We start from the raw sequence: 21,713 nt of genomic DNA, 5'->3' as shown, positions 1-21,713 counted from the left end.
TTCACCGGGTCTGTCGCGCGCCTCCGGTCAACGACCGGCGCCCACCGGCGGTTTCGCGGCGTCGTCGAGCTCTTCGGGCGGCCCCGCGCCGTCCCCGTCCTCCGGCGGCCTGCCCGGCAGCCATACGGCCACCACCAGCGCCCCCAGCAGCGCGACCGCCGCCGACCCGAGCACCGTGACGTGCATCGCGTCGATGAAGGCGTTCTTGGCGGGGTCCACCAACTCCCGTCCGGCGGGCCCCAGTCGGGCCGCGACGGCGAGCGTCCCCTCGATCGACTCCCCGGCGGCGTGCCGCACGCCCTCGGGAAGCGGCAGCTGCGCGAGGCGGCCCTCGATGCCCTCCCGGTAGCGCGCGGAGAGCAGCGACCCGAGCACGGCCACCCCCATGGCGCCGCCGACCTGCCGGAAGGTGTTGTTGACGGCCGACCCGGAGCCCGCCTTCTCGCGCGGCAGCGACTGCATGATCGAGACCGTGGCGGGCGGCATGATGTGCGCCATCGCCGTGCCCTGCACGAAGAAGACGACCTCCAGCACCCATATCGGCGTGGTACGGCCGAAGAGCAGGAACGCCGCCATTCCGGCCGCGATCAGCAGCATCCCGGCCGTGCAGACGGCCTTCGCGCCGAACCTGTCCACGACGAGCCGGGCGCGCGGCGCGAAGATCAGCTGGGCGACGGCCAGCGGCAGCATCAGCAGGCCCGCCTCCAGCGCCGTGAAGCCGCGCACGCTCTGCATGTAGAAGACCGCGAAGAACGTCACGCCCATCAGCGCGAAGAACACGAGGGCGATCGCGGCGACGGCGGCGGAGAACGCCGGGTTCTTGAAGTACGTGACGTCGATCGCCGGATGGTCGCTGCGCCGCTCGTGGAGTACGAAGACGGCCAGCACCGCCACTCCGCCGCCCGCGGTGAGGAGCACCACCGGGTCGCTGAAGTCCGCGAGCTGGCCTCCCTTGATGATCCCGTACACCAGCAGCACGAGACCGGCGATGGACAGCAGCACACCGAACGGGTCCAGCCGCCCGGGGCGCGGGTCGCGGGAGTCGGGGACCAGCAGCACCATCGCGGCCAGCGCCACGAGGACGATCGGCACGTTGACCAGGAAGACCGAACCCCACCAGAAGTGCTCCAGGAGCGCGCCGCCCGTGATCGGGCCGACGGCTATGGCGAGCCCGACGCCGCCCGCCCAGATGCCGATGGCCTTGGGCTGCTCGTCGCGCTCGAAGACGTTCATGAGGATCGCCAGCGTGGACGGCATGACGAACGCGCCGCCGAGGCCCATCACGGCACGGAACGCGACGAGTTGACCGGGCGAGTCGGCCAGAGCGGCGAAGACGGAGCCCAGCCCGAAGACGACGAGCCCGAAGAGGAGCACGCGGCGCCGCCCGAGCCGGTCGCCCAGCAGGCCCGCGGTGAAGAGGAGTCCGGCGAAGACGAGGGTGTAGGAGTTGATCGACCACTCCAACTCGCTCTGGCTCGCGCCGAGTCCGGCCGGCGCGGGCTGGGCGATGGTCTTCATGGCCACGTTCAGGATCGAGTTGTCGAGCACGACGATCAGCAGGCTGAGCATCAGGACGCCGAGGATCAGCCAGCGCCTGCGGTGCACGTTCTCAGGCACGGAGGAACTCATGGCCACACCATATACCCGTTCCGATACGGTCCCGTCTCGTATCGGAATGGGGGCCCGGCCGCCCGCGTCTTCCTTCGGCCGACCCCGCGTGCCAGCATGGACGTGTATCCGGGGACGCCGTCAGGGCGCCTCGAGAGGACGAACACACAGGAGCGTTCAGCCATGTCTGATGCGCAGAAGCAGGACGGGCCTTCCACGAAGCAGCCCGCGACTCTCTACGGCGGTGTACGCAACCGCCGGATCACCGTCCGCGACCTCGGCGCCGCCAAGGAACGCGGTGAGCGCTGGCCGATGCTCACCGCCTACGACGCCATGACGGCCTCCGTCTTCGACGAGGCGGGCATCCCCGTCATGCTCGTCGGCGACTCCATGGGCAACTGCCACCTCGGCTACGAGAACACCGTGCCGGTCACCCTGGACGAGATGACCATGCTCACGGCCGCCGTGGTACGGGGCACGAAGCGTGCCCTGATCGTCGCGGACCTGCCCTTCGGCACGTACCAGGAAGGCCCTGTACAGGCGCTGCGGAGCGCCACGCGGCTGGTCAAGGAGGCGCGAGCCGGCGCCGTGAAGCTGGAGGGCGGCGAGCGCTCGGCGCACCAGATCGAGCTGATGGTGCAGTCCGGCATCCCGGTCATGGCCCATGTGGGCCTCACTCCGCAGTCCGTGCACGCCATGGGATACCGCGTGCAGGGCCGCGGCGAGGAGGCCGCGCAGCAGCTGCTGCGGGACGCCAAGTCCGTACAGGACGCCGGGGCGTTCGCGGTGGTGCTGGAGGCCGTACCGGCGGAGCTGGCCGCCGAGGTCACGCGCTCGCTGCACGTGCCGACCGTCGGCATCGGGGCCGGAGCCGACACCGACGCACAGGTGCTGGTGTGGACGGACATGGCGGGGATGACGGCGGGCAGGGTGCCGAGCTTCGTCAAGCAGTACGCACAGCTGCGCCAGACCCTCGGCGACGCGGCCAGGGCGTTCGCGGAGGAAGTGATCGCGGGCGACTTCCCCGAGGAGCGGCACAGCTTCGCGTGACGGGCGGCACGGGTGGCCCGCGCCGGTGACCCGCGCCCGTCTCCCGCCCCGGCACTCGGCCGGCATCCCTCCTGTCCGCACTGTGCGCGTATAGGCGGGCTGTCGGCCGTTTGTCGGTGCCGGGTGCAAATCTTGTGAGCATGACGCAGGACAACAACGCCAGCCGCGGCACTCACGCCGTCGAAGTCCGCGGACTGGTGAAGCACTTCGGGGACACAAGGGCCGTCGACGGCATCGATCTGGACGTGCACGAGGGCACCGTGATGGGGGTGCTCGGGCCGAACGGGGCGGGCAAGACCACGCTCGTGCGCATCCTCTCCACGCTTCTGCTGCCGGACGCGGGCCGCGCGACGGTGGCCGGTTTCGACGTGGTGCGCCAGCCCCGCCGGCTGCGCGGCGCGGTCGGGCTGACGGGGCAGTACGCCTCGGTCGACGAGAAGCTCTCCGGCTGGGAGAACCTCTACATGATCGGGCGGCTGCTCGATCTGCCGCGTGCCAGCGCACGCCGGCGCGCGGACGAACTGCTGGAGCGGTTCTCGCTCTCGGAGGCCGCCAAGCGCGCGGCCGGAAAGTACAGCGGCGGGATGCGCAGGCGCCTCGACCTGGCCGCGTCCATGATCGGGCATCCGAAGGTGCTCTTCCTGGACGAGCCGACGACAGGCCTCGACCCCCGCACCCGTAAGGAGGTGTGGGCGGAGGTGCGCGGCATCGTCGCCGAGGGCAACACCGTGCTGCTGACCACGCAGTACATGGAGGAGGCCGAGCAACTCGCCGAGGAGTTGACCGTGATGGACCGCGGGAAGATCGTCGCCGAGGGCCGGGTGCCCGAGCTGAAGGCGAAGGTCGGCGGCCGCACCCTGGAGATACGGCCCGTCGACCCGGGCGAGGTGTCCGGCATGGCCGCGGCGCTCGCGCAGGCCGGTCTGGACGGGGTCGGCGGAGCCACCGCGGACGAACGGGCGGGCCTCGTGAGCGTGCCCATCCTCAGCGACGAGCAACTGACCGCCGTCATCGGGCTCTTGGCGGCGCGCGGCTTCGCCGTCGCCGACATCTCCACCCATCTGCCCAGCCTGGACGAGGTGTTCCTCGCCATCACGGGCCAGAAGGCCACGCATCAGGGCGAGGAGAACCGGGGCGAGGAGAACCGGGCCGACGGGAACGGGGCCCACGAGGCCCGGGCCGAGGAGGTCGCCGTATGAGCGCCACCGCCTCTCCGCCCACGGCCGGCGCGGGCAGGCCGCCCGCCCCGGGGCCCTCGGCACACCCCGAGGGCGACTCCCGTACGAGCCTGCGGTCCGGGCTGCGCCACATCGGCGCCCTGGTCCGGCGCAACGCCCTCCAGATCAAGCAGGACCCGGAGTCGATGATGGACGTGCTGCTGATGCCCGTCATCTTCACGCTCCTGTTCGTGTACGTCTTCGGCGGCGCCATCGGCGGCGGCTCCGGCGGTGACCGCGACCAGTACACGAACTATCTGCTGCCCGGCATGATGGCGATGATGAGCATCAACATCGCCATGGCGGTGGGCACGGGCGTCAACGAGGACTTCCGCAAGGGTGTGATGGACCGCTTCCGGTCCATGCCCATCAGCCGCTCCTCGGTGCTGATAGCCAAGGTCGTGGTGGAGATCGGCCGGATGCTGGTCGCCATGGCCGTGCTGCTGACCGTGGGCTTCCTCGTCGGCCTCGACATCCAGGGGCACTGGGCGGGTCTGCTGGCCTCGGTCGGGCTCGCGACCGTCTTCGGCGCCTCGCTGATGTGGATCTTCATGCTGCTGGGTCTGAGCATGAACACCGCCCAGGGCGTGCAAGGGGTGTCGTTCCTGGTGCTGATGCCGCTCCAGTTCGGCTCCTCGATCTTCGTCCCGACGAGCACGATGCCCGGCTGGCTGGAGACGTTCACGCACGTCAATCCGCTGACTCATGTGGCCGACGCGGCGCGCGGCATGATGCTCGGGCACGGCGCGGTCGCCGGTCCGGCGCTGTGGACGCTGGTGTGGTCGGCCGCGCTGACGGCGGTCACGGCACCGGTGGCGATCGCCAAGTTCCGCAAGAAGACCTGAGTTCACCCGGCCCGGTCGCGTCAGCCCCGCCCTCGCGGCGGCGCCCGGAGCACGAGGGCGGTGGCCTCCGCCACGGAGAGGTCGCCGCCTTCGGCGTACGCCCGCACATAGCCGGTCCCACCGTTCGGGCCGCCGTCGCCGCCGTCCGGGGAGCCGTCGCCGCCGTCCCCGAACGCGTCCCGTACGGCCTCCCCGACGCTCTCGCGCCACTCCTGGTCGGCCGGCTTGGCCCGGTGCCCTTCCGGCAGCCGGGTGTGCGCGTCGTACGAGCCCAGCAGCCGGGCCGCGGTCTCCGGATCGCCCAGCCCGGCCAGCGCCCGCGCGGCGGTGAGGCAGTGAATCATCACCAGGCCCGGCGCGATCGTCTCCGCCAGCTTGTCGCGCGTCTTCTCCACCGCCTCGGCCGCCTTGACCAGCGCCGGCCCGAACTCGCCCTCCAGGCAGTCCAGCCAGGCCTGCAATCCCTGCACGACGCCGCTGAACATCCGGGGCAGCCCGCCCTGCGTGCCCTTCTCCGCCGCACGCAGCACGTCGCGGGCCTCGGCCAGGGCGCCCTTGCGGCCGAGGTGCACGGCGTACTGAAGGGTGGTGAACCGGGGCTCGTCCCGCCCGTCGCGCTCCGACTCCTCGTACGCCTCGCGCAGCAGCGCCTCGCCCGTCTCGGCCTCCTCGGGGCTCCCGCTGTCCAGGAGCGCCATGCCCAACCGGGCCCGCAGGAACGGGATCTGGCTGTGCGAGCCCAACTGCCCGGCACACGCGATCGCCTGGCGGTAGTCCTCGGCGGCCTCGGCGAACTCCCAGCGCGTGCACCGTCCTTCGGCACGTCCGGCCAGGGCGTCGGCCATGCCCCAGCAGTCCCCGATCCGGGTGTAGATCTCCAGGCTCTCGTCGGCGTCGCGCGCCGACTGCACCATGCCGTCCGCGCGGTCGTTGGTGAACCGGCTGCGCAGCTGGAGCACGAAGGCCAGTTCCCAGTCGTAGCCGTACCGGCGGCAGCCCTCCACGGTGGCCTCCACGATGTCGTGGAGTTCGCTGTACGGGCCCGTCACCATCCAGGCGAAGACCCACATGAAGCCGGGCAGCCGGCACGTCTGCGGCGATCCGGGCGTGTACGCGCCCGTGACCCGGCGCAGCCTCGCCATCCGCTCGGTGTCCTCCAGGAAGCTGCGGTCGCCGTCGTGCCCGGTCAGCTCCATCAGCCGCACCCCGCGCCGCGCCTCCCACAGCACGTCGGGGGCCATGGGCGGCGGCGAGTCGGTGCACCGCTCCCGCAGCGGCGGCGCCGGGACGACGGGCTCCGCGAACGGATCGGGTCCCAGGGACGCGGCGGCGGCCGTCCAGGTCCGTGCGTCGGCACGGTGGTCGCGCAGCTGCCAGAACCAGCTCATGCTGGTGACCAGGCACAGGGCCTCCTGCTCGTCGCCCGCGGCGACGGCACGCGCCAGTACGGCGCGGATGTTGTCGTGATCGCGCTCCAGCCGCTCGAAGTGGCGGGACTGCTCCGGTCCGCGCAGCAACGGGTCGGTGGTGCGGGCCAGTTCGCGATAGGCCACCAGATGCCGCCGCTCGGCCGCCGCCCTCTCCCCCGGCACCTCGTCCAGCCGCCCGGCCGCGTACTCGGCGACGGTCTCCAGCAGGCCGTAGCGCATGCCGCACACACCGGGCGCCGCCACCACGAGGGACTTGTCGACGAGCGACCCGAGGATCGCGGCGACGTCACGGGGCGACACCGCACCCGCGACTCCCGGCGCAGCGCCCGTCCCGCCGCCCGCGGCGCCGGTGTCCGCGTCCGCGTCGCCGCAGATCTCCTCGGCCTCGCTCAGCTCACAGCCGCCGGAGCAGACCGACAGGCGCCGCAGGACGGCCCGTTCGGCGCCGTCCAGCAGCTCCCATGACCAGTCGACGACGGCGCGGAGCGTCTGCTGACGGGGCAGGACCGTACGGCTGCCGCTGGTCAGCAGCCGGAACCTGTCGTCCAGCCGGTCCGCGACCTGGCGCGGCGACAGCGCGCGCAGCCGGGCGGCGGCCAGCTCGATGGCGAGCGGCAGCCCGTCGAGGCGGCGGCAGATCTCGGCGCACGCGTCCGGGTCGTCGTCGGTACGGAAGCCGGGGCGGGCCGACGCCCCGCGATCGGCGAGGAGGCGCAGCGCCATGGGCCCGGACAGCGGTTCCACAGGGCGCACGGACTCCCCCGGCACGCCCAGCGGCTCGCGGCTCGTGGCCAGCACGGTGACGTGCGGGCACTCCAGCAGCAGGGTCTCGGTCAGCTCCGCGGCGGCCTCGATGAGGTGTTCGCAGTTGTCGAGGACGAGCAGCATGCGCCGCGTCGCGCAGCGCTCGGCGAGCTGGGCGAGGGGGTCCCGCGCGTTGGGATCGGTCGCGGCGCGCAGGCCCTCCGCGGCGGAGCCGTGGATCACCGTCTCGCGGCCGCCGAGCGCGGTGAGCACGGTCTCGGCGAGGTGCGCGGGGTCCCGTACGGGCGCCAGCTCCGCGATCCACACGCCGTCGGGCCACAGATCGGCGGCGACGGTCCCGGCGGTCTCCTGGGACAGCCGGGTCTTCCCGGCGCCGCCCGGCCCGGTCAGCGTCACGAGCCTGGAGACGGCGAGATCGGCACGCAGGGCCTGGATCTCCGGCTCGCGGCCGACGAAGGACGTCAGCCGCGCCCGCACATTGCCGCGAGGGGCGGGCCCGGCGGCCTCCGCCTCGGGCGCCGTCGCCGGAGCAGGAGCGCTCCCGGCCGCCCGTACGGACGCGGGGGCGGGCTCGACTGCTCGCGCCGGAGCCGGAGCGGGTGCCAGCAACTCCGCGTGCAGCGCCCGCAGTTCGGGCCCCGGGTCGGCGCCCAGCCGGTCGGCGAGCCCGGCCCGTATCTCCTCGTAGGCCGCCAGGGCCTCCGCCGGGCGGCCCGCGTCGCGCAGGGCACGCAGGTGCAGCACGTGCAGCGGCTCGTCGAGGGGGTGTTCCGCGAGCAGTTCGCGCAGCCCGGGCAGTGCGCTCTCCGCCCTGCCGAGCGCGAGCGCGGCCTCCAGCCTGCCGCGGCGCGCGGCGAGGAGCCGGGTGGCCGCGCGTGCGCCCGCCGCGCCTCCGCCGCCGGGCAGGTCCGCCAGTACGGGCCCCCGCCACAGCGCCAGTGCCTCGTCCAGCAGTCCGGCCGCCTTGCCCGCCTCGCCGTCGGCCAGTGCCGCCGCGCCCTCGTCGGCCAGCCGCTCGAAGCGGAACAGGTCGATGTCGTCGCGGTCGGCCGCGAGCCGGTAGCCGGTGGCGTCCGAGACGATCGCGTCCCGTCCGAGCGCACGCCGCAGCCGCCCGACGAGGGCCTGCACGGCGGCCGTCTCGTCCGCCGGCGGCTCCGCGTCCGAGCCGTCGGGGCCTTCCGCCCAGACGTCTGCCGCCAGCGCGCCCGTACGGACGGAGCGCCCGCCCGCGGCCGCCAGCGCGGTCAGCAGCGCCCGCAGCCGCGCCCCGCCGAGCGGCACCGCCGTGCCGTCCTCGCGGAGGGCCTCGGTGGTGCCCAGAACGAGATATCTGTAGCGCACCAGTTCATGTTGCCAGGTCGCGCGCGGCGACGGCGGGCCGCAGGACGGGCCGGAGCACCGGCCGGGGCCCCGGTCCGGCACCCGCCGGAACCCCTGGAAAACCCTGGGCCGTTGGCCGGGAGAGAGCCGCTGCCGGTACGGTCTCACCCCATGACCAGCGCCTCCACCCACCCCGATCACCACCGCATCAGCCCGGTCTTCCTCTCGCTCGCCGCGATCATGGCCGTCTCCGGGTGGGCGGTGTGGTCGGGACTGGCCGGGGTGACCGGAGTGGCGGTCTTCTTCTTCGTCGTCTCGGGCTGGGTCGTGTCGCTGTGCCTGCACGAGTACGCACATGCCCGTACGGCTCTGCGCGGCGGCGACACATCGGTCGCCGCCAAGGGCTATCTCACGCTCAACCCGCTGAAGTACACGCACGCCGTGCTGAGCGTCGTACTGCCCGTCGTCTTCGTCGTCCTCGGCGGCATCGGGCTGCCGGGCGGCGCCGTCTACATCGAACGCGACCGGATCAGGGGCCGCTGGAAGCACAGCCTCATCTCGGCCGCCGGGCCCGCGGCGAACGCCCTGTTCGCGGCCGTTCTCACCGCTCCCTTCTGGCTGGACGCGATGGGGGACGTGCCGTTCGCGTTCCGGTACGCGCTGGCGTTCCTCGCGATGCTCCAGGTGACGGCGGCCATCCTCAATCTGCTGCCGGTGCCCGGCCTCGACGGCTACGGGGTGCTGGAGCCGTGGCTCCCGCCCGCGGCCCGCCGCCAGGCGGAGCCCTTCGCGCCGTTCGGGCTCCTGGTGGTCTTCGGCTTCCTGTGGATACCCGAGGTCAACGGCGTCTTCTGGGACTCGATCGGGCACGTGATGGGCGTGCTGCACGTCACGGATCTCGACGTGAGTTACGGCTACGACTTCTTCCGCTTCTGGCAGGGCGAGCCCGACCTCTCGGTCACTCCGCTCCAGTAGACCCCTCGGCGGCCCGCGGTGGGGGAGCGGAGGCAGCAGATGCGGGGGCGGCCGGGGCGCGGCGCGCCCTGCGGCCGTAGTACCAGGCCATGTTGGAGGCGAGTCCCGCGAGCAGCACCCACACGACCCCGAGCCAGCTGCCGTTGACGAACGAGACCACCGCGGCGATCACGGCGAGCGCGCACAGGACGGTTGCGTAGCGGGCGATCCCCCGTGACGAGCGGAGGGAGGCGGCGGGGGCGGACATGCGGGCGGCTCCTGTCGGACAGCGGGCGGACTCCCCCATTCTCCCCTATCTCTCACGGCGATCCCCCGCCGCGGTCACGGCCCTGTCCTGCCGCCCGCTGCCGCGGCCCGGGCCGCGCGCTCGCCGCCCGCGTCCCGTACAGCTCACATGTCGGTGAGCCGGATGCCCGCGTGCACCTTGTAACGCCGGTTGACGGAGACCAGGTTGGCGACGAGCGACTCGACCTGGTGCGCGTTGCGCAGCCGCCCGGCGAAAACACCTCGCATGCCCGGGATGCGTCCGGCGAGCGCCTGCACGACCGCGCAGTCCTCCCGGTCCTCGCCGAGCACCATCACATCGGTGTCGATCTTCTCGACGGAGGCGTCCGCGAGCAGCACCGCCGACAGGTGGTGGAAGGCCGCGGTGACCCGGGACTCCGGCAGCAGCGCCTCGGCCTGCTGCGCGGCGCTGCCCTCCTCGGGGCGGATCGCGTACGCGCCCTTCTTGTCGAAGCCGAGCGGATTGACGCAGTCCACGACGAGCTTGCCGCTCAGCTCCCCGCGAAGCGACTCCAGCGTCCTGGCGTGACCGTCCCAGGGCACCGCCACGATCACCACGTCCGAGCGGCGTGAGCACTCCGCGTTCTCCGCGCCCTCCACGCCCAGGCCCAGCTCCTCGGCGGCCCGCTCGGCGCGCTCCGCGGCGCGCGAGCCGATGACGACCCGCTGGCCGGCCCTGGCCAGCCGGTACGCGAGGCCGCGACCCTGGTCACCGGTGCCGCCGAGGACGCCGACCGTGAGGCCGGAGACGTCGGGCAGGTCCCAGGGGTCCTTCCTGGGCGCGGCGGACGAGGACGCGGAGGGGCCGGAGGCGGATGCAGAGGAAGTCATACGCGGGATCCTGCCACCGCCGCCCCGGGAGCGCCTCACTCCGGAGCCGTGAAGGTGATCACGTCCGGACCGCCTCCGGGCCCTAGTCCTCCGGCGCCAGCTCCGCGACCGGAATACGCCTGAACGTCACGGTGTCGTACGGGCCTTCGTCCCCCGTCTCGTACAGCAGGCCCAGGGTGCCGTCGTCGACGCGTACGAGATCCGAGTAGGCCGCCGGCCGGTCGTCCACGGAGTGCACGGGCCACCACTGGCTCCCGCCGTCCACGCTCGCCCACAGCGTCATCCGGCGCCGCTCCTCGGGGTCGCCGGGCGCGGAGAAGACCAGCACCTCCGGGTCGTGCAGCTGCAAGACGCTCGCCTCGACGACCGGCGTGGTGAGCCGGGGCTGCGGCTCGAAGGGCGCGAGCAGGGACGCACCGCCGTCCTCGGAGCGCGCGTCGGCGCGGTGCTCGGGCGCGATCGCCTCGGTGCGGGTGTTGAAGTAGAGGCGGCCGTCGGGCAGTTCGGCCCCGGTGGTCTCGTTGACGTTGACCCAGCCGTCCGGGTTGTCGTCGGTGTAGCCGATGCGCCAGGTCTCGCCGTCGTCGTCGCTGAGCAGATCGTGGCCGCCGTTGTAGCGGCCCTGGGTGCCGTCGTCGTCGCCCTCCGGCGGCAGCGAGTGGTTCGCCGGTACGACGAGGCGGCCCTCGTGGCCGCCGCGCGCCAGCCGCAGCGCATGCCCCGGAGTCGTCGCGTACCAGCGCCACTCGGGGAGCTTCGCGGACTCGGTGATCTCCCGCGCCGCGGACCAGCTCACGCCGGAGTCCGTGCTCTGCTGCACCCACACGCGGCGGCCGTCCTCCTCGGACACCTCGCCCCGGCGGATGCGGTCCTCGGTGGCCTCCGCGGCGTTGGTCACGAAGACCAGGACGATACGGCCCCCGGGCTCCTCCCCTTCTCCCCCGTCTGACCCGTCTCCCCCGTCTTCGGCCGGGATCACGATGGGCGAGGGATTGCCCGCCGTGCCCGTCCCGTACGAGGCGACGACTCTCAACTCGCCCCAGCTGCGCCCTCCGTCGCCGGAGCGTCTGGAGACGATCTCGATGTGCCCGGTGTCGCCCGAGGACGTCACCCGGCCCTCGGCGAACGCGACGAGCGAGCCGTCGGGGGCGCGAACGCACGCGGGGATGCGGAAGCTCGCGTAGCCCTCGCTTCCGGCGCTGAACGGCACGGAGGTCTCGTACGGCATGAACGGCTCCCAACTCCCGGACGCGGGAAAGATGTTGACCGGTGCCTGAAAGTAAGCAGACGGCAACAGAGCGTCAAGGGAACGGGAGATGAACATCCCCGGGCGCCCCACGCGCGGCCGCATCCTTCCGCCGCGTCACATCCGTACGGGTGAGCACGGCCGAAACGCCCGTCGCGCAAGGCCCGTTGAGGCATCATGCCGGGCAATGGATGCCGTACGTGTCGCACATCTGCGGGAAGCGCTTGCAGGAACGGACTGGGTGCAGTCCGCGCGCCGGTTCGCCGGATCGCTGCGTACGTCCGTCGGCCCGAACAGGGGCGGTCTGCTCCTGGTCGGCACCGAGTCGTACGAACCGTGGCATCTGGCGGCCCACTTGGACGACGAGGCCGCCTGGTCGGGTCAGCCCGAGCTGTCGCCCACGCTCGTACGGCACCGGGTACCGGCCGCCGCTCCCGCCCATCTCTCCGCCGGGCTCGGCCGGATCGAGGCGGCGGGCCGCAAGGAGACCGTGCTGGTGGTCACCCCCGACGAACCGGGGCCCGGGCTGCTGGAGCGCGTGCACGACGCGCGCCGCGCCGGCGCCACCGTGCTGGCGCTGGACGACGCCGGGAGCGACGGCCGCCCGAGCGAGCTGCACGGCATCGCGCACGACGCGCTGAGCGCCGACGAGGCGGAGGTCGACCTGGAGATGGTGCAGCACCTGGTGAGCGCGGCGGCCGGCGAGACCTTCCTCGGGGCGGGCGGCCCGAGCGGCGCACCGGGGCTTCCGGCCGGCGGCTCACGCCGGCCCTCGTTACGCGACCGGCTCTCCCGCATCGCCGACCAGCTCTCCGCCCCGCCGCCCACCCGCTGGTGAGAGCGGTTGCCGAGGCTCCCCTCCCCGGAAGCCCTCGGCCCCTCGAACCCACCGGTCGCGGCGGCGACTTCGGGCTCCGCGCGCCACCGGCGTCCCGAATGACCCGATACTCCCGTACTGCCTCTGGCGCACCGGCCCGGCACGGGGCAGGCTCAAGAGGCGCCCGCACCCGGGCCGTTCGAGCCAGCGCAGGAGAGAGATGCCGACTCCCCGCGGTCCCCGCCCTCCCGACGTTCCCAGCCCACCTGGCCCTCCTCACGCTCCTCAGCCTTCCCGGCGTTCCCGGCGTCCTCGCGCGGCGCTCGCCATGGACACCGCCGCCACCCGCGGCGTCCTCGACGACGCCGCACTCGCCGCGCTCGCCGAGCACACCGAGCCGCAACCGCTCCCCGTCCTCGGCGACTTCGGCACCGAGGACGCACGGCAGGTGCTGGCACGCACCGAGCTGCTGATCACCGGCTGGGGCTGCCCGCCCCTCGACGAGGCGGTGCTCGCCTCCGCCCCTCTGCTGCGCGCCGTCGCGCACACCGCCGGGAGCGTACGAGGGCACATCACGGACGCCTGCTGGGAGCGCGGCATCGAGGTCTCCTCGGCCGCCGCCGCCAACGCGTTGCCCGTCGCCGAGTACACCGTCGCGATGATCCTGCTCAGCGGCAAACGCGTACTGGAGACGGCCCGCGACTACGCCGCCGCCCGCGCCCGCACCGGAGACCTGCGGCACCAGCGCCCCGGCACGCGCGGCTACGGCAACTACCGGCGCACCGTGGGCATTCTGAGCGCGTCCCTGATCGGGCGGCGCGTGATCGAGCTGCTGCGCCCGTACGACCTGCGGGTGCGGCTCCACGACCCGTACGTCACCGACGAGGAGGCCGCGGCCCTCGGCGTGCCCCTGGTTCCGCTGCGCGAACTCTTCGCGGACTGTGACGTGGTGAGCGTCCACACCCCGCTGCTGCCTGCCACGCGCGGCCTCGTCGGCCGCGAACTCCTCGCCGCCATGCGGCCGGACGCCACCCTCATCAACACGTCGCGCGGCGCCGTCCTCGACCAGGACGCGCTCACGGAGGCCGTCCTCGCGGGCCGTATCCACGCGGTGCTGGACGTCACCGAGCCGGAGGTGCTGCCGCCCCGCCACCCGCTCTGGGAGTGCGAGAACGCGCTCATCACCCCGCACATCGCCGGTTCGCTGGGCAACGAGCTGCGGCGGCTGGCCGATCTGACCGTCTCCGAGGTCGCCCGCTGGGCCCGCGGCGAGGGCTTCGCCCATCCCGTACGACGCGAAAGGCTGGCGTATCTCGCGTGACCGCCGCTGCCGACCGACCATGCGACACCGCCGCCGAACTGCTCCGACTGCCGCCGGAGGACAGGGAGTCGAGCCCCTTCACCGGCTGGACGCGCGCCCACTGGGAGGCGACGGCCGACGGCCTGCTCGCCGCCGCGCGGCGCTACGCGACCCCGCGCGGCGCGCGGCTCGACCTGCCCGGACGCCCCTCCCGTACCGGTGTGCGCTCCGACGGGCTGGAGGGCTACGCGCGCACGTTCCTCACCGCCGCGTTCCGCGTCGCGGGGGCGCGGGGCGCGGACCCGCACGGCCTGCTGGAGCGGTACGCCGAGGGCCTCGCGGCGGGCACGCGCACACCCGGCGGGGACGACGAGGAGTCGTGGCCGCGGATCGCCGACCACACCGTCTACGGCCAGCCGATGGTGGAGGCGGCGTCCGTCGCGCTCGGTCTGCGGCTCACCCGACCGTGGCTGTGGGACCGGCTCGGCCCCGGCGTGCGGGACCGCGCCGAGGAGTGGCTGCGCGGCGCGCTGCGGCACGTACCGGCGCCCAACAACTGGTATCTCTTCCCGCTGACCGTCGCGGGCTTCCTGGAGTCGGCGGGCCGCGGCGACGCCGAGACGCGGCGGGCGGTCGAGCGCGGGCTGGAGCTGCTGGACGGCTGGTACCGGGGCGAGGGCTGGTATTCGGACGGCGACGGCCGCGCCTTCGACCACTACAACGGCTGGGCCCTGCACCTGTATCCGCTGCTGCACGCCCACCTCGCCCAGGACGCCGCGCTCTCGGCCCGGCTCGGCGCCCGGCTGCGCGCCCATCTCGACGGCTTCGCGCTGCTCTTCGACGGCGACGGAGCCCCGCTCCACTTCGGCCGCTCGCTGACGTACCGCTTCGCCGCGAACGCCGCCGTCGCCCTCGGCGCGCTGACGGGCCACACGCCGCTGGCGCCCGGAGTCTCCAGGCGGCTGCTCAGCGGCTCGGTCCGCTACTTCCTGGACCGCGGGGCGCTCAGCCGCGACGGGCTGCTGACCCTCGGCTGGCACGGCCCCCACGAGGCGACGCTTCAGGACTACTCCGGTCCCGCCTCCCCGTACTGGGCGTCCAAGGGCCTGCTGCCGCTGCTCGTACCGGAGGACGACCCGCTGTGGACGGCACGCGAGGAGGCCGCACCGAGCGAGGGGCCCGCGCGTGCCGTCGCCCTGCCGTCGGCGGGGCTGCTCATCCAGACGAGCGGCGACGGACGGGTGCGGCTGCACAACCACGGCAGCGATCACGTGCCGCCGCACGAGGGCGAGAGCGCGCGGGCGGCCGACCCGCTGTACGCGAGGCTGGCCTACTCGACCCGTACGGGCCCGACGGCGAGCGGCAACGTCCCCGACAACCACCTCGCCGTCGAGGTGCCCGGGCCGCACGGCGCTCCGGTGCGCAGCGCCCGCGTCCGCATCCACCCGATGGGCGCCGCGGCGGACCCGGACGGCGCGTGGGGCTGGGCGGCCTCCTGGCACACGCCCGTCTTCCCCTCCGGCGGCCCGATGGTGCCGGGGCTGCGCGTCGAGAGCGTCACGTATGTACGGGGCGGCCTCGAACTGCGCGTGCACCGCGTGATCGGCGCGCCGGCGGGCGCGCGCGTACGGCTGACGGGCTGGGCGGCGCCGCCCGGTGGCGAGACGGATACGGCGGATCCTCGGTCGTACGACCGACAACTCCCCCTCCCCCGGGGCGAGTTCGAGCCCGGCCCGCACGGCCCGCAGAGCCTGCACGGCCTGCACGGCTGGGACGAGGAGACTCCGGCCGCCCTGCGGGCCCCTCAGGGCACCGCCTTCACCCCCTGGGCGCTGGTGCCCGCACTCACCGGCCCCGCGGAGGGCGCCGCGCTCTTCGTCGCCCTGGCCGCTCTCCCCTCCGGAGGCGGACCCGCTGCGGTTACGGCCGAGGCGTCCCCGCTCGCGGAGGCCGCCGGTCTCGTCTCCGCCGACGGCGCCCGCACCACGGTCCGCTGGAACGCCGACGGAACCCTGACCCGCATCGCCTTCACCCCGGACGGGGTCGACGTCACCACGTCAACCGACGGCCCGTGACACCACGGGCCGGTGCGCGCTAGGCGGCGGACCCCCCGCCGCCCGAGCCTCCGCCCGGGCCGCCCTCGCCGCCGTCACGCCGCGGCGCATCGGTCCAGCGCGGGTCGTTGTCCCACTCCTCGTTCTTCCGGTGGACGGTCTCGATCGCACGGGAGGCCTCGGCCTCGCTGTCGTAGGGCCCCAGACGGTTCTTGGCCGGGCACTCCGGGCCCTCCTCGACCTTGCCGTGCTTGATGCAGTAGTACCACTCGCCCGGTTTGCCGGGCGTATTGCGCTTGAAGAGAGCCATACCGTCATGCTCCCCCCTGAGCCCTGTCCGTACCACAGTTAGACTCGCGCACATGTCTGGCCAGTCATTGCTCTCTCCTGGTGAACTCTCGCCGCACCGCTCCGTGCCCTCCTCGATCCCGCGTCCCGAGTACGTCGGCAAGGAGGCCCCCACCCCGTACACCGGGCCCGAGGCGCAGGACAGCGAGACCATCGAGAAGATGCGCGTGGCCGGCCGCATCGCGGCGCGCGCCATGGCGGAGGCGGCCCGGCACATCGCCCCGGGCGTCACCACGGACAAGCTCGACGAAGTGGCCCACGCCTACATGTGCGACCACGGCGCCTACCCCTCGACGCTCGGCTACCGCCAGTTCCCCAAGTCGCTGTGCACGTCGGTCAACGAGGTCATCTGCCACGGCATCCCGGACTCGACCGTCCTGCGCGACGGCGACATCGTGAACCTCGACGTGACCGCCTTCATCGACGGCGTGCACGGCGACAACAACGCCACCTACCTGTGCGGCGACGTCGACGAGGAGTCACGGCTGCTCGTGGAGCGCACGCGCGAGGCGCTCAACCGCGCCATCAAGGCCGTACGCCCCGGCCGGCAGGTCAACATCATCGGCCGGGTCATCGAGTCGTACGCCAAGCGCTTCGGCTACGGGGTGGTGCGCGACTTCACCGGCCACGGCATCAACACCTCGTTCCACTCCGGCCTGATCATCCCGCACTACGACGACGCACGGGCGACGACCGTGATGCGTCCCGGGATGACGTTCACGATCGAGCCGATGCTGACGCTGGGCACGTACGAGTGGGACATGTGGGACGACGGCTGGACGGTCGTCACCAAGGACCGCCGTCGCACGGCGCAGTTCGAGCACACGCTCGCGGTCACGGAGTCCGGCGCGGACATCCTCACGCTGCCCTGAGCGCCCCCGCCCGGACACCCGGACACCCGGCGGGCTCCCGGGGTTTTCCCGACAGGCCGTCGGTAAAGAATGGCGTCATGACCTCACGGCTGCCGGCGCACCTTCCCTTCTCCGCCCTGATCCGCGACGCCACGAAGGCGCAGCACACCCGGGCGGAGAACTCGACGTTCATGAGCGACATGCTCAGCGGAAGCCTCGGGAGGTCGGCGTTCACGCGCTACACCGAGCAACTGTGGTTCGTCTACCGCGCGTTGGAGGAGTCCGCGGAGAAGCTCGCGGACGACCCGGTCGCGGGCCCGTTCGTGCGGCGGGAGCTCTTCCGCGTCCCGTCCCTGGAGCGCGACCTCGACCATCTGCACGGCTCGCGGGCCTGGCGCGGCTCGGTCGCACCGCTCGCCGCGACCGAGAGCTACGCGCAGCGCGTCGCCGAGGTCTCGCGTGAGTGGCCGGGCGGCTACGTCGCGCACCACTACACCCGGTACCTGGGCGACCTCTCCGGGGGCCAGGTGGTGCGGGGCACCGCGGAGAAGGTCTGGGGCTTCGCGCACAAAGGCGACGGGGTCCGGTTCTATGTCTTCGAGGACATCCCGAACCCCGCCGCCTTCAAGAGGGGGTACCGCGAACTGCTCGACTCGGTACCGGCCGACGACGAGGAGAAGTGGCGCATCGTCGGCGAGTGCGGGCACGCCTTCTCGCTGAACACGGCCGTCTTCGAGGAGCTCGCGGCTCCCGCTCCGGCCGGCCGCTGACGCGCCGGCGCCGCCGTGCGGCGACGCGGCGCGAACCGTCAGCGGCGTGCCCGCACGGTCAGCCCATCGCCTTCTGGGCCTTCGCGCTGTTGGTCAGGGCCGAGCGGTGCACGTCCTTGCACAGCTTCACGTGGCCCACGTTGTGCACGTAACGGGCGCTGATCCAGTAGTTGCTGTCCCTCAGCTTGTACCAGAAGGGGTTGCCATCGATGATCTGGGCACGCACCTTGCAGTCCAGGCCGCGCTTGGCCCCGAACGGGAGGACGTACTTCACCGAGGAGTCCGTGCTCGGGTACTGACGGACGTTCAGGCCCGACCGGGCGGTGACGATGCCGTAGGGCTTCTTCGGCCAGGCGGCCGTGTCGCTGGCTTTGGGGGTGGATCCCTGGACGGCGGTGGTCGACGCCTGGGCGGCGCTCGCTCCCAGGAGCGAACCGCCCATCAGGACGGCGGTGGCCGTGGCGGCGATCCGTACACGACGAGCAGTAGTGGCAGCCATTCAGCTGCCTCCTTTCCGTAAGCCGTGAGCGGGCGGGGCTTCCTGGACGCGTACGGGACACGCTCTGCGCGGACGGCCACACACCGGATCACGGGGCTACTGGGACGTTCTGCCCGATTTTATGCAGCTCTGTGACGGTCTTTCGGATTTCACACGCGCGATCCGCCGCTTCTGTTCACCAGTGCGGACACCGGGGCAACTCGGCCCCGTATCCGGCGCGGAGGCCGTCGGCGCACCGCCTCTCCGCCTCGGTCGACCGAGGCGGTACGGAACCTCCCACGGGGCTCCACCAGGCCCCCCTGAGATCCACAGGAACGGCCGCGCATGATTGCATACGGTCGCCCCGGCTCTGAGAGACGAACGCCTTGAGCGGGGCGATAAAGTGCGTACCGCAAGCGGGGCGGGGAGGACACGGAATGGATGCGCGGCAAGCGCGGCGGACACGGCTGCTCGCGTCGGCGACGGCAACGGCGGTGCTGTCGGTGGCGCTGTCGGGATGCGTGACGGTGCACGGCGAGACGGCCGTGATCCCGGCGGTCTCCAAGCCCGACGCGGAGAAGGTCCTCAAGGAGTTCAACGCCACCAGCAACAAGGCGAACACCGCCCACGACCCCGGGCTGAACTCCACGATCGAGACGGGCGCGCTCGGAGCGATCGACGGGGCGGGCCTCAAGTCGCGCAAGAAGCTGGCGCCGAAGGGCAATCCCGGCTACAAGCCGCTGAGGCTGTCCGACCCCCGCTTCCTGATTCCCCGGCAGGCGGGCTGGCCCAAGTTCTTCGTGGCCGACGCGCGCAGCAACCGTACGCAGGACGGGCGCTGGCTGCTGGTCTTCCAGCGCGACGACGCCGACTCGGACTGGCGGGCGTCGTATCTGGCGGTGATCCAGAACTCCGAGAAGCCGCAGTTCGTCATCGGCAAGCGCGGCTTCGCGAAGGCCGTGCCCGGCGGGCCCGGTTCCGGACTCGCCGTCGCGCCCGACAAGTTGAGCGACGCCTACGTCAGCTATCTCGGCGAGGGCACCGGCGACTTCGCGCCGGGAGAGCACACCAGCACGCGTCGCGAGCAGCGCAAGGGGTCGGCGAGCCGTCCGGGCAAGCGCACCCAGTTCGCGGACGTGCCGGCCAGGGCGCCGCAGTACGCGCCGTTCGCGCTGCGTACGAAGGACGGCGGCGCGATCGTCTTCTTCGCCTCGCAGCACCACACCAAGGAGACCTACGCGAAGGGCTACAAGCCGCCCGTGAAGGATCCGCTGGTGAGGGCGCTGATGACGGGCAAGCCCGAGCAGTCGGTGACGTATGTGCGGATCTCCGAGCAGGCCGTCAAGGTTCCCGCGAAGAGGGCGGGCGGGAAGATCCAGTTCCTCAACCGGATCGACGGGCTGACCGCCGTCAGGGGAGAGTGAACCGCCGGCCGGGCGCCGTCAGCGCACCGGCCAGGCCGCGGTGTCCTCTCCCGCGTACGTCGCGCACGCGTCGGTGAGCGCCTCCAGCAGCGTCAGCGGCTCGGGCAGCGCGGCCGTGCCGCCCCCGTCCCCGCCGTCGCCTGTCTCCGGGGGGCGCACCCAGCGCACCTCCGCCTGCTGCCCCGTCCCGGGCAGCGTCGCGGGCGGTACGAGCACGTAGCTGCCGCGGCAGTGCCAGCGCAGGCCCGGGTGCTCGTCCATCGTCTCGGGGTGGCAGTCCAGTTCGCAGGGCCACCACTCGTCCTCGTCGTCGGGGGTGCCGCGGGTGGCGGTGAAGAAGAGCATCCGGTCGCCGCCGGAGAGCGCCACGGGGCCGAGCAGCGCCCCCTCCGACTCCAGCCGCTCCAGCGCGGCCCACCCGGCCTCGGCGGGGACGTCGAGCACGTCGTGGTCCCGCCCGGTCGCGGCGACGAAGTTCGCCTGCGGCTGGCTCTCCGCCCAGCGTTCGATCTGGACGGCGTCGGTGGTGGCCTGCGTCTGCCACCCGAACGAGAGAGGGTGCCGTCCCGGGGTGGGACAGCCGATGCGTACGCACGAGCAGCCGTATCCCGAGGGGTGCGCGGCGGGCGCGAGGGGGAAGCCCGCCGCGGCGGCGGCCAGCAGGAGCTCCGTACGGGCGCGGGCGGCGTCGGCCTGTGCGGCGGCGCTTCTGGAACGCCCCGTCCTCGCCCTGGGGCCGCCCCGTGCGAAGTGGCGCAGCCACCGGTCGAACCTGCTCTCGCGTTCCATCTATCGCCTCGCTCCGCGACTTGGCGAACACAACGTTGGATCTCCGAGGGTACGCAGCACCGAGCGTGCTCCGGGCCGAATCCCGGGATCGTTGCTGACCGGTCGTCATCTGCCGTGTCCGCCCGTGACCTGGTGTCCGTCCGGTCCGGCCGTCTGTGCGGCGGGCGCACACCCGTCTGCCACCCGGCAGGCGCTCCCGGGCGGCGAGTCCGGGCCGGCGCGCTTAGCTTGAGGTCCATGGTCATGATCACGGTCAGGGCCGTACGGGCAGCGGGCGGCTTCCTCTTCCCGCTCCTCGTCCTCGCACCCGTCGCGCTCGCGCCGGGCTGCGCGCCCGCGCCCGCGCGGATGCGCGGCCCCGAGGAGCCACGGGCCGCGGGCCTTCCGAGCACGGTGTACGCGGCGCACCGCGGCGGCGCCCTGGAGGTGCCGGAGAACAGCATGGCCGGACTGGTGGCCGCGTACCGGCGGCATACCGCCGACGTGCTCGACGTGGACGTACGGACGCTGCGCGACGGCACGCTCGTCGCGATGCACGACCCCACGCTCGACCGTACGACCGACCACAAGGGACCCGTGGCGGACCTGACGACGCGCCAGTGGCGCCGCGTGCGGCTGCGGCCCGGCCACAGCCTGCCGGGCCGCTGGCCGAGGGAGCACCCGCCGACGGCGGAAGCGGTGCTGGACCGCTTCGGCGGGCGCATCGTGCTGAACGTCGAGGTGAAGGACGGCGGCGGCCTGAAGCGCCTCGCGGCGATGCTCCGCAAGCGGGGGCTGACCGACTCGGTGTACGTGCAGTCCAACGAGCTGTCGCAGGCGGCCAGGGCGCACCGGATGGGTCTGCTGACCTCGGTGTGGAGGTCGGTGAAGCAGGCGCGTACGGACCGTCCGGAGCACTGGCGGAGCACGGTCGACATGCTCAGCGTGGACTACCGGGCGCGCGACGCCGACATCCGCAGGGCGGTCCGCTCGGGCGTACCGCGGGTGTGGTCGCACACGATCCGCACGCCTCAGGCGCGCGACCGGGTGCTGCGGCTGGGCTGTGACGGCGTTCTGACGGACGCTCCGCGGCTGCTGGCCCGTACGCCGCAGCGGCACCCGCGACGGGACGCCGCGAGGGACGGCACCGAAGACGCCACCGGGGACGAGACCGGAGACGGGGCCGAAGACGCGACCGGGGACGCGGCCGGGGACGCCAAGCGTGACAAGACGGGCGGTCCGCACGCCGGACGCGACCGGTGAGCGGACTTTCCGTTCAGATCGCGGCGAAGAGAGCCCCGCACAGCGCACCATGGGCGCAACACAGT

General features: G+C 73.0%; 18 protein-coding genes. 11 read left to right on the top strand and 7 right to left on the bottom strand.

The features are described 5' to 3' along the window. Window positions 1-27 precede the first annotated feature (27 nt). Window positions 28-1,629: a DHA2 family efflux MFS transporter permease subunit gene (locus QQM67_RS06050; protein ID WP_314172546.1), complete on the bottom strand. Its 1,602-nt coding sequence runs from the start codon at window positions 1,627-1,629 to the stop codon at window positions 28-30. Between the two features lie 162 nt (window positions 1,630-1,791). On the opposite strand from QQM67_RS06050, the gene panB reads away from it, so the two are divergent. The 3 genes from panB (at window position 1,792) to QQM67_RS06035 (ending at window position 4,720) form a co-directional block, all read left to right on the top strand. After that, a complete protein-coding gene (gene panB / locus QQM67_RS06045; protein WP_314172545.1) occupies window positions 1,792-2,658 on the top strand; it encodes a 3-methyl-2-oxobutanoate hydroxymethyltransferase in 867 nt (288 codons plus the stop codon). Window positions 2,659-2,798: 140 nt separating this feature from the next. Beyond that, window positions 2,799-3,857, top strand: a complete 1,059-nt coding sequence (locus tag QQM67_RS06040) for an ATP-binding cassette domain-containing protein (RefSeq protein WP_314172544.1) — start codon at window positions 2,799-2,801, stop codon at window positions 3,855-3,857. Next, the gene (locus QQM67_RS06035) at window positions 3,854-4,720 is read left to right on the top strand and encodes an ABC transporter permease (RefSeq protein WP_314172543.1); all 867 of its coding nucleotides are present in this window, start codon (window positions 3,854-3,856) and stop codon (window positions 4,718-4,720) included. Before QQM67_RS06040 ends, QQM67_RS06035 begins: the two co-directional genes overlap by 4 nt. Before the next feature lie 20 nt (window positions 4,721-4,740). Here the strand turns inward: QQM67_RS06035 and QQM67_RS06030 are convergent, their stop codons facing one another. Next, window positions 4,741-8,259, bottom strand: coding sequence for an AfsR/SARP family transcriptional regulator (locus tag QQM67_RS06030; RefSeq protein WP_314172542.1), 3,519 nt, complete (start codon window positions 8,257-8,259; stop codon window positions 4,741-4,743). A gap of 150 nt (window positions 8,260-8,409) precedes the next feature. Here QQM67_RS06030 and QQM67_RS06025 point away from each other — a divergent pair, with 150 nt between their 5' ends. Beyond that, a complete protein-coding gene (locus tag QQM67_RS06025; protein ID WP_314172541.1) occupies window positions 8,410-9,213 on the top strand; it encodes a site-2 protease family protein in 804 nt (267 codons plus the stop codon). A 390-nt stretch (window positions 9,214-9,603) separates the two neighbouring features. Here QQM67_RS06025 and npdG read toward each other — a convergent pair whose 3' ends face one another. Next, window positions 9,604-10,329: an NADPH-dependent F420 reductase gene (npdG, locus tag QQM67_RS06015; RefSeq protein WP_314172539.1), complete on the bottom strand. Its 726-nt coding sequence runs from the start codon at window positions 10,327-10,329 to the stop codon at window positions 9,604-9,606. Between the two features lie 82 nt (window positions 10,330-10,411). Then, complete coding sequence (locus QQM67_RS06010) at window positions 10,412-11,557, bottom strand: sialidase family protein (RefSeq protein ID WP_314172538.1); 1,146 nt, start codon at window positions 11,555-11,557, stop codon at window positions 10,412-10,414. Between the two features lie 205 nt (window positions 11,558-11,762). On the opposite strand from QQM67_RS06010, the gene QQM67_RS06005 reads away from it, so the two are divergent. From QQM67_RS06005 to QQM67_RS05995, 3 genes are all read left to right on the top strand, one after another. Then, on the top strand, window positions 11,763-12,413 hold the full coding sequence (locus tag QQM67_RS06005) for a hypothetical protein (protein ID WP_314172537.1): 651 nt from the start codon (window positions 11,763-11,765) through the stop codon (window positions 12,411-12,413). 307 nt (window positions 12,414-12,720) lie between these two features. Continuing rightward, window positions 12,721-13,713: a hydroxyacid dehydrogenase gene (locus tag QQM67_RS06000; protein ID WP_314172536.1), complete on the top strand. Its 993-nt coding sequence runs from the start codon at window positions 12,721-12,723 to the stop codon at window positions 13,711-13,713. Continuing rightward, window positions 13,710-15,767: a DUF2264 domain-containing protein gene (locus QQM67_RS05995; RefSeq protein WP_314172535.1), complete on the top strand. Its 2,058-nt coding sequence runs from the start codon at window positions 13,710-13,712 to the stop codon at window positions 15,765-15,767. The genes QQM67_RS06000 and QQM67_RS05995 overlap by 4 nt, the downstream gene beginning before the upstream one ends. A gap of 19 nt (window positions 15,768-15,786) precedes the next feature. Here the strand turns inward: QQM67_RS05995 and QQM67_RS05990 are convergent, their stop codons facing one another. Continuing rightward, a complete protein-coding gene (locus tag QQM67_RS05990; RefSeq protein WP_314172534.1) occupies window positions 15,787-16,056 on the bottom strand; it encodes a hypothetical protein in 270 nt (89 codons plus the stop codon). Window positions 16,057-16,108: 52 nt separating this feature from the next. Here QQM67_RS05990 and map point away from each other — a divergent pair, with 52 nt between their 5' ends. Both map and QQM67_RS05980 read left to right on the top strand, forming a co-directional pair. Then, window positions 16,109-16,966 carry a type I methionyl aminopeptidase gene (map, locus tag QQM67_RS05985; RefSeq protein WP_314172533.1) on the top strand — a complete coding sequence of 286 codons (858 nt, stop codon included), beginning with the start codon at window positions 16,109-16,111 and terminating at the stop codon, window positions 16,964-16,966. A 77-nt stretch (window positions 16,967-17,043) separates the two neighbouring features. Further along, complete coding sequence (locus tag QQM67_RS05980) at window positions 17,044-17,715, top strand: biliverdin-producing heme oxygenase (RefSeq protein ID WP_314172532.1); 672 nt, start codon at window positions 17,044-17,046, stop codon at window positions 17,713-17,715. Between the two features lie 58 nt (window positions 17,716-17,773). Here QQM67_RS05980 and QQM67_RS05975 read toward each other — a convergent pair whose 3' ends face one another. Continuing rightward, complete coding sequence (locus tag QQM67_RS05975; RefSeq protein WP_314172531.1) at window positions 17,774-18,214, bottom strand: SH3 domain-containing protein; 441 nt, start codon at window positions 18,212-18,214, stop codon at window positions 17,774-17,776. Between the two features lie 416 nt (window positions 18,215-18,630). On the opposite strand from QQM67_RS05975, the gene QQM67_RS05970 reads away from it, so the two are divergent. Continuing rightward, on the top strand, window positions 18,631-19,617 hold the full coding sequence (locus QQM67_RS05970; RefSeq protein WP_314172530.1) for a hypothetical protein: 987 nt from the start codon (window positions 18,631-18,633) through the stop codon (window positions 19,615-19,617). Between the two features lie 18 nt (window positions 19,618-19,635). Here QQM67_RS05970 and QQM67_RS05965 read toward each other — a convergent pair whose 3' ends face one another. Then, window positions 19,636-20,406: a bifunctional DNA primase/polymerase gene (locus QQM67_RS05965; RefSeq protein WP_314172529.1), complete on the bottom strand. Its 771-nt coding sequence runs from the start codon at window positions 20,404-20,406 to the stop codon at window positions 19,636-19,638. A 237-nt stretch (window positions 20,407-20,643) separates the two neighbouring features. On the opposite strand from QQM67_RS05965, the gene QQM67_RS05960 reads away from it, so the two are divergent. Continuing rightward, window positions 20,644-21,648, top strand: a complete 1,005-nt coding sequence (locus QQM67_RS05960) for a glycerophosphodiester phosphodiesterase (protein WP_314172528.1) — start codon at window positions 20,644-20,646, stop codon at window positions 21,646-21,648. Window positions 21,649-21,713 lie beyond the last annotated feature (65 nt).

This window comes from Streptomyces winkii (assembly GCF_032248595.1).
Lineage (GTDB): Bacteria > Actinomycetota > Actinomycetes > Streptomycetales > Streptomycetaceae > Streptomyces > Streptomyces winkii.
This window is presented reverse-complemented; position numbering and strand designations above follow the sequence as displayed.

Excerpts from the sequence above, each read along its gene's own strand:
- QQM67_RS05970 (WP_314172530.1), top strand. The coding sequence starts at position 18,631 with ATGGATGCGCGGCAAGCGCGGCGGACACGGCTGCTCGCGTCGGCGACG.
- QQM67_RS06005 (WP_314172537.1), top strand. The coding sequence starts at position 11,763 with ATGGATGCCGTACGTGTCGCACATCTGCGGGAAGCGCTTGCAGGAACG.
- npdG (WP_314172539.1), bottom strand. The coding sequence starts at position 10,329 with ATGACTTCCTCTGCATCCGCCTCCGGCCCCTCCGCGTCCTCGTCCGCC.
- QQM67_RS05980 (WP_314172532.1), top strand. The coding sequence starts at position 17,044 with ATGACCTCACGGCTGCCGGCGCACCTTCCCTTCTCCGCCCTGATCCGC.
- QQM67_RS06035 (WP_314172543.1), top strand. The coding sequence starts at position 3,854 with ATGAGCGCCACCGCCTCTCCGCCCACGGCCGGCGCGGGCAGGCCGCCC.
- QQM67_RS06040 (WP_314172544.1), top strand. The coding sequence starts at position 2,799 with ATGACGCAGGACAACAACGCCAGCCGCGGCACTCACGCCGTCGAAGTC.
- QQM67_RS06050 (WP_314172546.1), bottom strand. The coding sequence starts at position 1,629 with ATGAGTTCCTCCGTGCCTGAGAACGTGCACCGCAGGCGCTGGCTGATC.
- QQM67_RS05960 (WP_314172528.1), top strand. The coding sequence starts at position 20,644 with ATGGTCATGATCACGGTCAGGGCCGTACGGGCAGCGGGCGGCTTCCTC.
- QQM67_RS06010 (WP_314172538.1), bottom strand. The coding sequence starts at position 11,557 with ATGCCGTACGAGACCTCCGTGCCGTTCAGCGCCGGAAGCGAGGGCTAC.
- QQM67_RS05965 (WP_314172529.1), bottom strand. The coding sequence starts at position 20,406 with ATGGAACGCGAGAGCAGGTTCGACCGGTGGCTGCGCCACTTCGCACGG.
- QQM67_RS05975 (WP_314172531.1), bottom strand. The coding sequence starts at position 18,214 with ATGGCTGCCACTACTGCTCGTCGTGTACGGATCGCCGCCACGGCCACC.
- QQM67_RS06025 (WP_314172541.1), top strand. The coding sequence starts at position 8,410 with ATGACCAGCGCCTCCACCCACCCCGATCACCACCGCATCAGCCCGGTC.
- map (WP_314172533.1), top strand. The coding sequence starts at position 16,109 with ATGTCTGGCCAGTCATTGCTCTCTCCTGGTGAACTCTCGCCGCACCGC.
- panB (WP_314172545.1), top strand. The coding sequence starts at position 1,792 with ATGTCTGATGCGCAGAAGCAGGACGGGCCTTCCACGAAGCAGCCCGCG.
- QQM67_RS06000 (WP_314172536.1), top strand. The coding sequence starts at position 12,721 with ATGGACACCGCCGCCACCCGCGGCGTCCTCGACGACGCCGCACTCGCC.
- QQM67_RS05990 (WP_314172534.1), bottom strand. The coding sequence starts at position 16,056 with ATGGCTCTCTTCAAGCGCAATACGCCCGGCAAACCGGGCGAGTGGTAC.